Here is a 13,488-nt window from a genome sequence, read left to right on the forward strand (position 1 = left end):
TTAAACCATACACTAGGCTAAGCCTTAAAGACTTCAGTGAATATGACATTATAATTAACAGCAGCCCCCTCTACCCGATTTTAGACAGTGAATTCACCGCTGTGAACATGATTATAGAGAAGCTTTGGCGCAGATTAAAGTGGCGGCGACTCATATACGTTTTATGCAGGGAAGCAGCTAGTTTAATGTATTCACGGTTGAAGGTGGCTGAAACACAGGCTCAGGCTAAAGCCTTCCTATCCTATTGGCTGAGGGAGGCGAGGCATGTAGGCTGTAGCTTAGGATTGGATAGCCAGCGCTTCATGGCAATTGACATTGAAATTCGCAGTCAAATCGACTTCCTAGTCTTCAAGGCTCAAGGCACCCTAGGTGTCTCAAAGGACATGTATTATGTTTACCGCTACGTGGATCCATTCTGGATGCAGCGCATGAAGCCATATCAATTCCTAATAGTCACAAGGAAAGGCGATATAGGAATAGGAGTAAACCCCATGGTGTCATGGCATAAAAGGGAGGGAGAAGACATCTTGAAGGCAGTGAAACTGAAAGTCCAATTTGAAGAGAAGCCGCTGGAAGGACAATACCGCGGCACCTACAAGACACTAAGCGACCAAGAACACGCAGAGCTAATACGGCTGTATATTGAAGACGGCTATAGCATGCAGAGAATTGCAGATTTGACGCAGCGAAGCCCCAGAACAATACAGCTACACATTCAACGCCACAACAAGGCAATAAGCAAACTAGGCTACTGTCCATCCTGTAGAAGAGCGAAAAGCCAACATGAATCAGTAGAAGCAGTAAGAGTAACAATCTAACATCTATATATATTAAGCGTCTACAAAAACTCCTCCATAAAGGCAGAATTACAGGTAATTAAATATTCCATTGAAATATAACTTTGAAATGAAAAGCCAGCTTAACGTTAGAAGTCATTATAGCTACTTAATGGAATGAATTTTTCATCTCTTCCAAGCATTTTTGGAATTAACAGTTCAGCTGTTCCAAGAGATGGTATTCCCGCAGAATGTGTAAGTAAATGATGTATTGTAATTGGCTGATCCTTCATTTCTATTTCTAATGGAACATATTTACTTGCTGGATCCTCCAAACTTATTTTCTCATCTTGAACTAGCTGCATAATTGCAAGAACTGTAAATGACTTTGTACATGAACCTATACCGTATAAGGTGTAAGGTGTAGCAGGAAGGTTTTCTTCAAGATTTCTGGCTCCAAAACCCTGTGCATATATAATTTCCCTATTTTTCACAATTGCTATGCTTACTCCAGGTGTATGGGTTTTGGCCATTAAATCTACAATCATATTTTCAATTTTACTCATCAAACTCTCAAATCCACTTAGCATAATCAGTCAACCTCGATTCATATATAATTACTTAATTTATTAATGGTTTAACGTGTTTTTTCACATTATTTTGATTAAGTTCAGTTAGCTATAAATTATGGTTTATCAGTAAATGAACTATACTTTTCAGATCATGTTCGATGCTTTTGGTCGAATAGTTTTAAAAGAAGAATGGTACGTCTTTCCAAGCTATGTCAAGCCAATCAAACTCTGTTACTACTTCCCTTTTAGAAACAACTTCTTGTAAACCCTTAAGTAATGCGTGATGTCTTTTTTCATCATCTAAAATATACTTTAATATGTAGGCGATTCTCTCTTCTTCTATTTTTTCAAGTAATTCTTCAATTATTTTTATCATTTCATCTTCTATTTCAATGTGCTTTCTAATTGTTTCCTCAAGTTTCCCATATTCCTCTTCAGAGAGAGGTATACTTTCTCCGCGAATTAAATCGACTAATGCTTCAAATATTTCTGCATGTTTTCTTGAATCATGAGCGATGCTTCTCATTAAGACTTTAATCATTTTATTACTAATATCATATGTTGCTTCTTCTAGCATTCTTGCATTTTCCTTTTCAACTTTTATTCTTGCTTCTAAATATGAAGGCAAATCACGATACATATTGAAAAGTTATTTTCTTCATTAATATGTGTTTTTATTAGCCAGGACTTAGATTTTTCAATTATGGAATTTTAGTTTTCATAATACTTAAAACGTAGTTAATAAATGTCTACTTAACTTTATGAATAGTTTTCCCCGTTTAATCTAGACAATTAAATCATTTAAAGATTTAATTCAGTTGTAATTTTTAATTTTGTTATATCAAAATTGACTCTTTTTCTACTTATTTTATATGCAATATGCACTAATACATTATGTAGAATTAAAATATGGGATGATCAAAATGTTATTAGCGTCATCCAAAATTAATTGATGAAAATGTAATTGCAATTTTATATTTATTTATTTTCCCATCACTTTTAGCATATTCAAAAATTTGTCAAATTTAATTATTTGTTCATTAATTATCATGCTTTCTTGTAATTGAAGATTAATTTTAAATACTTACTGGAATAGACGTTTTGAAGGGTTTTATTTGCTTGCAATTAAAGACGGCAAAATTTTAACTATAACTAAAGGCGTTATAAAGCGTGGTACAATTCTCATTGAAAATGGTAAGATTGTGGATGTTGGAACTGATATAAAAATTCCTGAGAATGCAGAGGTTATCGATGCAGAAGGAAAAATAGTAATGCCCGGATTAATTGATGCACACTGCCATATAGGTATTTTTGAGGAAGCTGTAGGCTGGTTCGGTAGTGATGGCAATGAAGCAACTGATCCAGTTACTCCTCATTTAAGAGCTATTGATGCGATTAAGGCAAATGCCGATGAAAAGGGTCTTCAAGCAGCCTTAGAGGCAGGTGTGACAACTGTTCAAATACTACCGGGGAGTGCTAATGTAATTGGTGGAATGGGCGTCGTCATTAAAACTGCACCTAAAATTGTAGTTGATGAAATGGTGTTAAAAGAACCATCTGGAATGAAAATTGCTCTTGGCGAGAATCCCAGAAGAGTTTACGGTTTAGAGCTTAAGAAGACTCCAAGCACACGTATGGGTGTAGCCGGCCTTTTAAGAGAATGGCTGCAGAAGACTAGGAATTATATGAGGAAGAAGGAGATAGGTAAAGAAGATCCATCAAAAATGCCTGACATTGACTTAAAGTTGGAGGCTCTTGAAAAGGTTTTGAGAGGTGAAATTCCATTTAGAGCTCATGCACATAGAGCGGATGACATTGCAACTGCAATTAGAATTGCAGAGGAATTTAATGTTAAATTGTCATGGGAGCATGCTACTGAGGGGCATAGAATTGCAAGTTGGATTGCAAAGAAGAATGTGCCTGCAGTTTGGGGTCCAAGTCTCCTTAGTAGAGGGAAATGGGAAATGAGAGAGCTAAACTTCAACACTCCAAGAATCCTCTATGAAGCTGGAGTTAAACTTGCAATCCAAACTGATGCAGTTGGACAGACAATCGCATTTCTCCCAATCTGTGCAACTCTAGCAGCCAAGCATGGACTACCCTATGAGGAGGCATTAAAAGCCATAACAATAAATGCAGCTGAAATTCTAGGAGTGGCAGATAGAGTTGGAAGCATTGAAAAGGGTAAAGATGCAGATGTCAGAATACTTGATGGGGATCCTTTGGATATAAAGTCGAGAGTGGAAATGGTAATCATTGATGGACAAGTAGTTTATACTAGAAAATAAAAAATCTTTTAATTTTTTACTGTTAATTGACATTGGAGTATGAGCTTTTAGTTTGTGTTGTACATTTGCATTTTGAACTTTTATGTTGATAAATGAAAAAGTTCTTAATCTAGATAGAGCTTCTTCTGTAAGTGATTTGATGGAAACTCTATACTGGGGGCAGAGATTTATGTCATGTAGTCTCAATTAAGGTTATAAGTATATTGATTAGATTGCTAGAGTTGAAGAATGCTAGTAAGGAGTGGTAGTCTTGGCTAACATCTACTGGATAATTAGAGATAAACTTGCAATTTCACCTATGCCAAATCCTCAGGACATCCACTTTCTATCTAGAATTTTTGATGGTGTTGTGGTATTAGTTGAAGACCATGAACTCAAGTATAACCTAAATAAATGGAGAGAATTGAATGTTGATTTATACTATGTTCCCATTCCAGATTTTCATCCTCCTCATTTATTGAGTGTATATGATGTTGCTAGATGGATTGACAAGGCAATTAATAAGGATAGATGTATTTTAATTCATTGTTATGGCGGTTTGGGTCGAAGTGGTACCATTGCTGCTGGTTATCTTATTTATACTAATGGTTTAAAGTGGCATGAAGCTATAGATCATATTAGATTAATTAGGCCTGGAGCTATAGAAGTCCTAGGCCAACAAGCTGTATTAGAATCCTTTGAACTACTGTTGAGAGCTTTACCGAAAACTGCAATTGATAAGATGATTGAATTTGGATCACAATTTGATTTTGGTCGAGGTGTTGGTCATGCATCTAAAGTCACACAATTATCATTGAAACTCTGGTTGCTCCTTAAGTATTTGCTTACATTAGAAGAAGAATCTTTATCACCACTTGTAGTTGCAAGCATTCTTCACGATATTGGTGTAAAGATTGGTGAGAGAAATCACCATATATTTAGCTATAACTTATTCCGTGAAAATATTGAAAAATTATTAAATCATATTGATAACGAAGTCTTGAAAGTTGCAAGCTTTTTAATTTATCACCATGGACGTAAAACAGGCGCCCCTCGAGAAGATAATAGAATTTCTTCCAGCTTAAAACTGAGGGTTTTAAAATTAACTGCCCTTTTAAGAGTTGCTGATGGTTTTGATAGAAGCTTAAATCAGAGTGTTGATGATGTTGAATGTAAATTTGATGATAATCGATTAATAATTGAAGCTTTATGTCGAGATATTTGTGATGTAAATATTCAAGGTGCCATAAATAAGAGTGAACTTCTCTCTGAAGTGTTAGGTAGACAAGTAGTCATATTTGCTCGTGAATTTTACTGAAATGTTTATTGGCAATCTCTACACTTATAATTAAGGGTTGATATATGCTAGACCAGTATTATGGTTTTTAATCATCAATTATAGTTATTTTTCTCCTGCAATCTTTATATTTGGTATTAATATTGCTGGTGCAATTGTGTTAGAAACTAGTTTTTGTTGTTTTGTTAAATCTATAATATTTAGTATTTGTTTTATGTTTCCTATTATGGTTACATGTTTTACTGGTTCGGTTATATCTCCATTTTCTATTTTAAATGCTGTTGATGCTGTTGCTGTGAAGGTTCCTGAGGCTGGGTCTGCTCCATGGGCTCCTATAACTGTATCGATATAGATTCCCTTATTTATTTGACTTACTAATTCTTCTAGTGTTTTGTTTCCCGGTTTTATTATTATGCTGCTTATTTGTGGTGTTGGTATTGCTTGATAGGGTTTTGTTAGTCTTGGCCAAGTTGTTATTGGTATTCTGAATCCATTTCCAGTTGATTCTCTATTTTCAGTTTGGGCGTAGTAATGGTCGTATAGTAGTGTTTTTACTTCTCCATTTTCAATTATTTTCTTTTGTTTTGTTGATGTTCCTTCATGATCTATTGGAGTTGAGTTTGGTATTTCAGGGTTTAATGGGTCTTCTATTATTGTAAGTTGCTTTGAACCTACTATATCGCCAAGCCCTGTTACTCTTGGATGGAATTTAGCTGTCAAAGTTCTATACAAAGTGTAGCTTAGTAATGTTACTAATGTTCTTGGCGATATTACTGCCGGATATTCTCCTGTTTCTATAGGTGTTTTTGGAATGCATTTTTCTGTATACTTGATTGTATCTAAAATCTTTTCAATGGCATCTTCTATTTGAATCGGCTTCCTATCATAGATATAGTCATAGTATGTGGCTGTTTGATGTTCTTTTACAGCTATGGTTGAGAATGAAATTATGTTGTGTGTTTCTCTTACTTTATAATCTAGTCCTAAACTGTTAATTACTCTCCATTTAATTGATCTAACTCTATTACTGCATGAGAGAATTCTACCAACTCCTTTGTATTCACAAACTTTATTGAAGATTTTCCTTGTATTTTCAAATACTTCATCTTCTGTTTTTCGGTCCAATTCTTTATAGTATAGTTTAGGTTTATATATGACTTTTCTTGGACCAGGTAATTCTTCCAACTTTCTTCCAGCCTTTAGTGCAATGTTTACTGCTTTTCTAACTGTTTTCACGATACTTTCACGATTTATACTGGATGTATAGCTGAATCCCTCTCTTCCATTTACTATTACTCTTACTCCAATTCCCCTTGAAATTGTTGATGAGGCCCTAATTCTACCGTCTATTGAAAGGGAGGTTGATATGTTTTTATCTTCATAAACAAATACTTCACATTGCTTCGCATGATTTTTCTCTGCAATTTTTAATATTTCTTTAATCTTCATTTTCATCCTCCTATTATTACCCTCTCTATCTTCATGGTTGGAACTAGTGCTGTTACAGCCATTCTTTGTCCACCTTTTCCACAGAGAGTTATGTAGTATTTTGCTTCTCTACATATTGCCTTAATATTTCTTAGTGCTTCAAGTATACTCATTGATACTCCTACACTTCTTAATGGCTTAGCTAATTCACCATTTTTTATCAAAAATGCTTCACTTGCCTGGAATTGAAATGGACCTTTACCTGTCGTTTGTCCTCCTCTAGCTCCAGCAATATAAACTCCATTTCTAGTTTCACTTATTAATTCTTCTTCACTCCAATCGCCAGGCTTCACCACTACATTTCCCATTCTAACTATCGGCTCATAATGGAAGCTCTCTGCTCTAGCGTGACCTGTTGGCTTTTCTCCCAATCTTATTGCTGTTTCTCTTGAGTGAATATACCCCCTTAAAACTCCATTTTCAATTAACATGGTCTTCTTAGGTTTCACTCCTTCATCATCAAAGAATATTGAACCCCAAGCATTAGGGATTGTTGGATCTTCATATACTGTTAAGTTTTCAACCGCAACAATCCTACCTTTAAGTCCTTCAAAGGCTGATGTACCCCTAATAACTGAGTCAGCCTCAAAGGAGTGTCCCATTTCATGGAAGAAATCCCCTGCAGCTCTACTCTCCAAAACTGCAATTACAGGTCCAGTTGGAGGTCTTTCAGCCTTATACTGATTTACAACTCTCTTTGCCATTCTACTTGAAACATCAATTATTGATTCCTCTAGTTTTTCAATTCCAGCAATCATTCCAAATCTCTCTGAATCATAAAAAACACCAGTTGGTGCTGAACCATAAACTTTAAATGAGAAGTAAAATCTAGCTCCACTCTGAACTGCATCTCCACCATCACTACTCATGAAATGCGTCTTAAACCAAAGATCAAAATAACTAATTTCAACACTTCTAAGTTTATCCTTTGCAATTTCAATAGCATTTTCAACTCCCTTCACTAATATTGAAATTTTCTCATTCAAATCAACGTTTCTAGGATCAATCATGTAGTCAAACTGGAATTTTCCTCTCGCCAACTCAGCTTCAGCCAACTTAACATCACAACTTCCGCCCTGAATTCTAGCAAGCTTTACAGCTCGCTCAACAGTTCTTTTAACTTCCTCTTCAACTAAGTTATGAGTGTATGAGAACCCCCAACATCCATCAACAATAACTCTAACTCCAATACCCTCATCAACACCCTCAACAACTCCAGTTAGCTTTTTTTCCCTTAAATTCAAGGCCGTCCTCTCAAATCGCTGATATCTAACCTCAGCATGCTCAACGCCCATCTTCTCAGCAATTCTCAAAGCAAATTTTCCAAGTTCCAAATCTAATCCCTCAAAATCTACTATGACATCCGCAAATAAATGATTTAGTTACAAATAGTAGACTTGAGGAATGTGTACTCGCATAAACCTACTTGTATTTCCATGATTTTTAATGTAATACTAATATTTTTGACAAACATGTTTACACTTCTTATTAAGAATATACATGAAGACCTTCTGATAAATCTAGGAGAATTACTATTATTGAGAGTGGAAACATGAAGAAGATGGAGAAGGCTTTTGATAAGTTTTTCCTGGGTTCAATATTAACTGTAATTTCTGCAAATCAGCCTTTCAACTCTGCAACATAATATAACATTACTCCATTGATGTCCTATACTTAAAAGTGCCTTGGACACTAATGCCATATTTATATCGATAGATTAAAAATATTTTATGGATAGTGTTAAGCTTTAGAAATTACCAATAGAAGTATATCATGTCTCAAAATTCTCCTATTAAACATGATTTAGAGTGTTAAGATTACTCATAGTCTTCAAGATAGATTATTGGGTATTCTCTTTCTATTTCTTGAATTTTGCTTAGCATTTCTTTTTCTCTTTTCTTGAAGATTGCTTTTCCTCCATATATTCTAGTTGATGCTAGTACATAGCAGTCGGTTAGAGCAATGTTGTATTTTAATTTTAGTTCACCTGCATTTAGGGCTAGATCTAAATCTAAACCTTTAATAGTTATTGCGGGTAGTCTATATAGCCATTCTATTAATTTTCTCGCTCTTTCTTCAGCATTTTCAATTTTAAGTTTCCTATAAATCCTAGTGGTTACATAGTATGTTTCAGCAAGGATTGGATGGGGAATTATTGCTTCTAATTTCCCATTTAAAATAGAGTTGAAAATGATTTCGGCCTGTTTATGATACTCAGCTTTTATGTCAATAAATTCCACTATTACACTGGTATCTAATACTGCTCTAGCCAATTTCTACACCCATGTCTCTAAGCAATTTTAATGCTTTGTCGCTTAGATCTTTTGCTTCCTTTAAAATATCCTCTGTAACTTCGGGTCCTGCCTCGATAAAAATTTCTTTGGGAGGTTTTCTTGTTGGTTCAAGGATTATTTTTTTCTCTTTAACTGTGACTTTTAGAATGGTTCCAGGGGTTAGGCCAAGCATTTCTCTTATCTTTTTTGGTATGACAACTTGCCCCTTTTTTGAGACAACGGTCCTTGACATAAAATTCACTAATTCAAGTATGATTTTGGTCTTACTTAAATCTTACTAAAATCTTCAATAATTAGAAGTGTTTTTAATATATGTAAGCAATAAATCAATGTAATCTTTATATTCCATTTGTAACTAAAGTTTACAAATGATGAGCAATAGTGTAGTTATTCCAGCTGTTAGAGCGTCACTTAAATTATGGCTATACTTAGAAGCATTAAAAGAAAATGTACTCTTCTATGACTGAACTTGTCGGGGAGGCCTTAAGAGATTATGTGGAAAGGCATGAGGTAGAAAAAGATTTCAAAATCATAGATGCATTTCTTATTCTTAGGGAAGAAGATTAATTAGAAGAACAAAGAATGGAAAGGTTGATCAAATATACAGAAAAGCTACGCACTAGATACTAGTGCATTAATAATAACATTACTATAAAAGAAATCTAAACAACATACTTGAAAAAGCTATGTAAACTTACATGCATTATCTGAAACCTTCTATGTAATATGTAGAATTGAAGGAGTTAAGGAAGCAATTAAATATATTGAAGAAATAGTTAAAACTTCAAAACTAGCTCCATCTCATGAACTAGCACTTATAGCAGGACAATTCAAATGCAAGTATAAAATAAGTCTAGCTGATACCTGTACGCTAGCTACAGCAAAAATTAAAGGAGTACCAGCACTTTCGGAGCAAAAGAGAAGGAGATACTTCAAATTTTAAATAAATTGAGAAGAGAAGTGGACATTGATTTCCTATAAGTAATGATTTCTACTAGTTTGTGCTTGAATCAGTAGAAAATCAATTAAATATAGAATGGTCATATATTCGAAGGCGGTAAATGGGTAAACGCAATGAATAATAAGCAATTTCATCTCTAAAACTTCTCTTCTAAGTCTACCTTTGAAAGATCGCCTAATCCAGCCTTCTCCCCCTATAGTACTCCTACTCTTTTTAAATTATTTTAAATTTCACTTAGATCCTCAACTCATTCTCCTCTAATTTTATAGTATCTCCAAGTATAACCATTGGTTAAGCTATTTAATATTTCATGAATTTTATAGTGGATTAATGATAACTTTAAACTTAAAATAGTGTTATTGGAAGAGATATGCTATTATATTCTTAAGTTTATTAATTCCATGAATATTGGTGGTTGATTGAATTGTCCTTTGAGGAAGCTGAAACTCTTAGAGAGCGAGCTGAATCATTTCTTCGCACAGCTGAATATTTGATTAGTGTTAAGGAGTGGGATCTTGCAATCTTCTGCTTAGAGCAGTATTGTCAGCTCTTCTTAAAATATAAGCTTTTAGTTAAAAGTGGTAGTTATCCTAGAACACATTCGATGAGGGAGCTTATTAAACACTTATCTCTCTATGATCCCAATATTAAGATTTTATTGGAAGATGAGAAAAACTTACTATATTTAACGAAGCTTGAAGATGCATATATTGTTTCCAGATACTTGCCCAGAAGATATGATGAACGGGAAGTCATTGACACGTTTAGGTTTGTTAGGGAGGTGTTTAAGCCAATTGTCAATCGAGTATAATCTTAGAAAACTAAAGTTATTAAACAATTACATGGCCATTGCTAAGAAAGTTAAAGAAATAATTACTAACTTCGATCCACATGCGGAAGTTTATGTTTTTGGCTCTGTAGTTAAAGGTAGAATTACTGGTGCCAGTGACATCGACATCCTAGTTATTTCAGAGAGGAAAGATTTAGAGTATAAAGTTAAAGTTGAAGTAGCAAAAAATATAGATGCACCAATCCAAATCCACTTTACAACTCGAGATCAATACAATCGATGGTATAAACGATTCATAGACAAGAAAGTTAGAGTTTAATTGTCTATTCCTAAACACGAATCCAATCTAACATAACTTTATGTTATTTTCCTTCTATTTCTAGTTTGATTCTGTATATTGTTAAAATTATTGCCCATGTTAGTGTTCCTATCCATGTTATGAATAAGATTGTTAGTTCCTCGATAAAGCTCATTCTAATTGAACCATATAGCGGAATTAAGAAAAGGAATCCCCAAAAGTATAAGATTATTATCGCAAGATCTAATCCCATGTGCTTTCTATCGTATAGGTATATTGCAATTATTGCCGGTATGAATCCCCAGAGGAATGCCCCTAAACAATATATTGGAGTAAAATTAAGGATGAAAATTTCAGACCAATAAAATCTAATTAAATTAAATCTATAACCAAGCCTAACTATAATTAAACCCCAAGCTAAAAATGAAATCCACAACAAGTTAAAAAAGGACATGTCTTAGCTTAATCATCAAGAAAAAATTGAAAGGAAAACCAATAAGATTTACGGATATATTAATGAATTTCAAATAAATAATACATATTTATCCTTTTCTGTAATACTGTAACCGTAATAATTTTTAATAATTACGAGTCGTCAATGCAAGTCACATTGATAAAATAGGTATTTCATTGGTCATTTTATCTATAATGCTGGTTTAAGTTTATATGTTGAATTTATTTACATGTTAATTAAAACTTTTGAGAAGTCTAATTAAAAGACTTGTTAAGTTTTAGTGATCTTAGGGATATTAAAATTTAATTCGTTAACTATAAAGTTTAATTGTTGAATACTTATTAGAGGGATTTGTTATGAGGTTTAGGTTTTTGATTGTTGAGCCTATTCATGAGGTTGGTGTTAAAATTCTCAGGCAGTTTGGTGAAGTTGTAGAGCTTCCTCCTGGAAGTAATGTTGAGGATTTAAGGGAGGCTATTGTTGATGTTGATGCAGTTGTTTCTCGGGGTTTTATTAGGATTACTCGTGATGTTTTGTTGGTTGCTAAGCGGTTGAGGGTTATTGGGGTTCATGGTGTTGGCATTGATCATGTTGATTTGGATGCTGCCCGTGAATTGGGTATTAAAGTAATAAATACTCCTACTGCTTTGACTGATACGGTTGCTGAATTTACTATTGGTATGCTTCTTTCTCTTCTTAGGCGTATTCCTCAGGCTGATAGGGCTGTTAGGAGGGGTGAGTGGGATAGGAAGTTTAGTGATTTGGTTGGCTTTGATTTGGCTGGTAGGACTGTTGGTATTCTTGGGTTGGGTAGGATTGGAAGTGCAGTGGCTAGGCGGTTGAAACCTTTCAATGTTAAGTTAATTTATTATGATAAATTTAGGAAGCTTGATTTGGAGAAGAAGTTAAATATTGAGTTTAAATCTTTTGATGATTTATTGAGAGAGTCTGATATTCTCTGTATTCACGTTCCATTGACTAATGAGACCTATCATATGATTTCTGACAGGGAACTTAAGTTGATGAAGGACGGCGTCTTTATTGTTAATATGGCTAGAGGTGCAGTTATTGATGAGAAAGCATTAATAGAGTATTTTAGGAGAGGGAAGATTGCTGGTGCAGCTCTTGATGTTTTTGAGATTGAACCCCTTCCTTCAAAGAGTCCTTTACTTGAATTTGAAAATGTAATTTTAACTCCTCATCTTGGTGCTAGTAGTTTTGATGCACTTAGGAGGATGGCTGTTGAAGTTGCAACGAGGATTTTAGAGGAACTTGGAGTTAATCTAACTGATTAACCCTATTTCTTTAACAAATTCCTTTACTTTTTCTAGCTCTTCTCCTTTTATTGATTGGATTGGTTTTCTAGGTATTCCTGCTGGTAGTCCAATTATGTTTGTGATGGCCTTTACTATTGCTATTTGATTATATGACCTCATAAATTCAGTTACTTCGTTAACTTTTAGCTGTATTTGTCTTGCTTCCTCAAAATTTCCATTCTTAAAGGCTTTATAGAGTTTTACTATTTGTTTTGGCATGAAGTTTGCTACTGCTACTACTGTTCCTTTTCCTCCTAGTATTAGTGTGGGTAATATTACTCTCGATGTTCCTCCAAGTATTGCCACTTTATCTCCTATTCTCCTTATTAATTCTGATATGTGTAGAAGATCATTAGTGCTATCTTTAATACCTATTATTTGACTGTATTCATTTGCTAATTTTTCAAATACATCTACTTTCACACTATATCCTGTAAATTTAGGTACATCATAGAGAATTATGGGTATGTCTATTTTATTCAGAATTTCACTGTAATGTTCTATTAGATCTTGACTTGAAACTTTGAAGTAGTATGGTGGTACTATTATTAGTGCATCTGCACCTAGGTCCATTGCCTCCCTTGATAATTGAATGGTTTCTATAGTGCTTGGTGCTCCTGTTCCAACTATTACCTGTGTTCTTCCGTTGACATGGTCTATTACTGTTTTTATTAGCTTTCTTCTTTCTTCTCGTAAAATATAGGGGAATTCACCGTTGCTTCCAAGGGTAACTAATCCGCTTAAACCACTATTAATCCAATAGTCAATGCATGTTTTGAGTGCCTCATAATCTATTGATTCATCTTTTTTGAAGGGTGTTATGTGGGGAACATAAACTCCTTCTAATTTCATTTAATTTCACCATTTTACTAAGTATTTTAACGGTTTTATATGATTTTAGAGGTGTTAGGTTAAATTTAATATGTTAAATTTCATACTTATTTGTAGTCATAATAGATTTAAGTGATGAGTTTG

The 13,488-nt window shown here is 34.1% G+C and carries 14 protein-coding genes and 1 pseudogene; 7 read left to right on the forward strand and 8 right to left on the reverse strand.

Annotated elements, in window-relative coordinates:
* A partial coding sequence (locus ACW8TM_RS07430; RefSeq protein ID WP_491532656.1) for a hypothetical protein occupies window positions 1–818 on the forward strand: 818 nt, incomplete at its 5' end.
* Between the two features lie 107 nt (window positions 819–925).
* Here the strand turns inward: ACW8TM_RS07430 and ACW8TM_RS07435 are convergent.
* Window positions 926–1,342 carry a serine hydrolase domain-containing protein gene (locus ACW8TM_RS07435; protein WP_491532657.1) on the reverse strand — a complete coding sequence of 139 codons (417 nt, stop codon included), beginning with the start codon at window positions 1,340–1,342 and terminating at the stop codon, window positions 926–928.
* Between the two features lie 184 nt (window positions 1,343–1,526).
* Window positions 1,527–1,976, reverse strand: a complete 450-nt coding sequence (locus ACW8TM_RS07440; RefSeq protein WP_491532658.1) for a ferritin family protein — start codon at window positions 1,974–1,976, stop codon at window positions 1,527–1,529.
* 487 nt (window positions 1,977–2,463) lie between these two features.
* Between ACW8TM_RS07440 and ACW8TM_RS07445 the strand changes: the two genes are divergently transcribed.
* Entirely contained in the window at window positions 2,464–3,636 is a 1,173-nt protein-coding gene (locus tag ACW8TM_RS07445) for an amidohydrolase (protein WP_491532659.1), read from the forward strand.
* Window positions 3,637–3,886: 250 nt separating this feature from the next.
* Entirely contained in the window at window positions 3,887–4,933 is a 1,047-nt protein-coding gene (locus ACW8TM_RS07450) for a protein-tyrosine phosphatase family protein (protein ID WP_491532660.1), read from the forward strand.
* Between the two features lie 84 nt (window positions 4,934–5,017).
* On the opposite strand, the gene ACW8TM_RS07455 is transcribed toward ACW8TM_RS07450, so the two are convergent.
* From ACW8TM_RS07455 to ACW8TM_RS07470, 4 genes are all read right to left on the reverse strand, one after another.
* Window positions 5,018–6,361 (reverse strand): TldD/PmbA family protein, encoded by a 1,344-nt coding sequence (locus tag ACW8TM_RS07455; RefSeq protein ID WP_491532661.1) that lies wholly within the window; start codon window positions 6,359–6,361, stop codon window positions 5,018–5,020.
* A 2-nt stretch (window positions 6,362–6,363) separates the two neighbouring features.
* Window positions 6,364–7,734 (reverse strand): TldD/PmbA family protein, encoded by a 1,371-nt coding sequence (locus ACW8TM_RS07460; RefSeq protein ID WP_491532662.1) that lies wholly within the window; start codon window positions 7,732–7,734, stop codon window positions 6,364–6,366.
* 483 nt (window positions 7,735–8,217) lie between these two features.
* Entirely contained in the window at window positions 8,218–8,673 is a 456-nt protein-coding gene (locus tag ACW8TM_RS07465; RefSeq protein ID WP_491532663.1) for a PIN domain-containing protein, read from the reverse strand.
* Window positions 8,666–8,926: an AbrB/MazE/SpoVT family DNA-binding domain-containing protein gene (locus ACW8TM_RS07470; protein ID WP_491532664.1), complete on the reverse strand. Its 261-nt coding sequence runs from the start codon at window positions 8,924–8,926 to the stop codon at window positions 8,666–8,668. The genes ACW8TM_RS07465 and ACW8TM_RS07470 overlap by 8 nt, the downstream gene beginning before the upstream one ends.
* Before the next feature lie 465 nt (window positions 8,927–9,391).
* On the opposite strand from ACW8TM_RS07470, the pseudogene ACW8TM_RS07475 reads away from it, so the two are divergent.
* The 3 genes and pseudogenes from ACW8TM_RS07475 to ACW8TM_RS07485 form a co-directional block, all read left to right on the forward strand.
* Window positions 9,392–9,637: pseudogene (locus tag ACW8TM_RS07475) on the forward strand (PIN domain-containing protein); the annotation flags it as partial.
* 442 nt (window positions 9,638–10,079) lie between these two features.
* Window positions 10,080–10,466, forward strand: a complete 387-nt coding sequence (locus tag ACW8TM_RS07480) for a HEPN domain-containing protein (RefSeq protein ID WP_491532665.1) — start codon at window positions 10,080–10,082, stop codon at window positions 10,464–10,466.
* Window positions 10,450–10,764, forward strand: coding sequence for a nucleotidyltransferase domain-containing protein (locus ACW8TM_RS07485; RefSeq protein ID WP_491532666.1), 315 nt, complete (start codon window positions 10,450–10,452; stop codon window positions 10,762–10,764). Before ACW8TM_RS07480 ends, ACW8TM_RS07485 begins: the two co-directional genes overlap by 17 nt.
* A gap of 43 nt (window positions 10,765–10,807) precedes the next feature.
* Here ACW8TM_RS07485 and ACW8TM_RS07490 read toward each other — a convergent pair whose 3' ends face one another.
* Window positions 10,808–11,197, reverse strand: coding sequence for a hypothetical protein (locus tag ACW8TM_RS07490; protein ID WP_491532667.1), 390 nt, complete (start codon window positions 11,195–11,197; stop codon window positions 10,808–10,810).
* A 356-nt stretch (window positions 11,198–11,553) separates the two neighbouring features.
* Here ACW8TM_RS07490 and ACW8TM_RS07495 point away from each other — a divergent pair, with 356 nt between their 5' ends.
* Window positions 11,554–12,492, forward strand: coding sequence for a hydroxyacid dehydrogenase (locus tag ACW8TM_RS07495; protein ID WP_491532668.1), 939 nt, complete (start codon window positions 11,554–11,556; stop codon window positions 12,490–12,492).
* Here the strand turns inward: ACW8TM_RS07495 and dapA are convergent.
* Entirely contained in the window at window positions 12,481–13,365 is an 885-nt protein-coding gene (dapA, locus tag ACW8TM_RS07500) for a 4-hydroxy-tetrahydrodipicolinate synthase (RefSeq protein ID WP_491532669.1), read from the reverse strand. The two genes, ACW8TM_RS07495 and dapA, sit on opposite strands and share 12 nt — an antisense overlap.
* Window positions 13,366–13,488 lie beyond the last annotated feature (123 nt).

This window comes from Candidatus Culexmicrobium sp. (assembly GCF_058356305.1).

Bases quoted from the DNA above. Each gene is read 5' to 3' on its own strand.
- ACW8TM_RS07435 (WP_491532657.1), bottom strand. From the start codon at position 1,342: ATGAGTAAAATTGAAAATATGATTGTAGATTTAATGGCCAAAACCCAT.
- ACW8TM_RS07455 (WP_491532661.1), bottom strand. From the start codon at position 6,361: ATGAAGATTAAAGAAATATTAAAAATTGCAGAGAAAAATCATGCGAAG.
- ACW8TM_RS07470 (WP_491532664.1), bottom strand. From the start codon at position 8,926: ATGTCAAGGACCGTTGTCTCAAAAAAGGGGCAAGTTGTCATACCAAAA.
- ACW8TM_RS07490 (WP_491532667.1), bottom strand. From the start codon at position 11,197: ATGTCCTTTTTTAACTTGTTGTGGATTTCATTTTTAGCTTGGGGTTTA.
- ACW8TM_RS07495 (WP_491532668.1), top strand. From the start codon at position 11,554: ATGAGGTTTAGGTTTTTGATTGTTGAGCCTATTCATGAGGTTGGTGTT.
- dapA (WP_491532669.1), bottom strand. From the start codon at position 13,365: ATGAAATTAGAAGGAGTTTATGTTCCCCACATAACACCCTTCAAAAAA.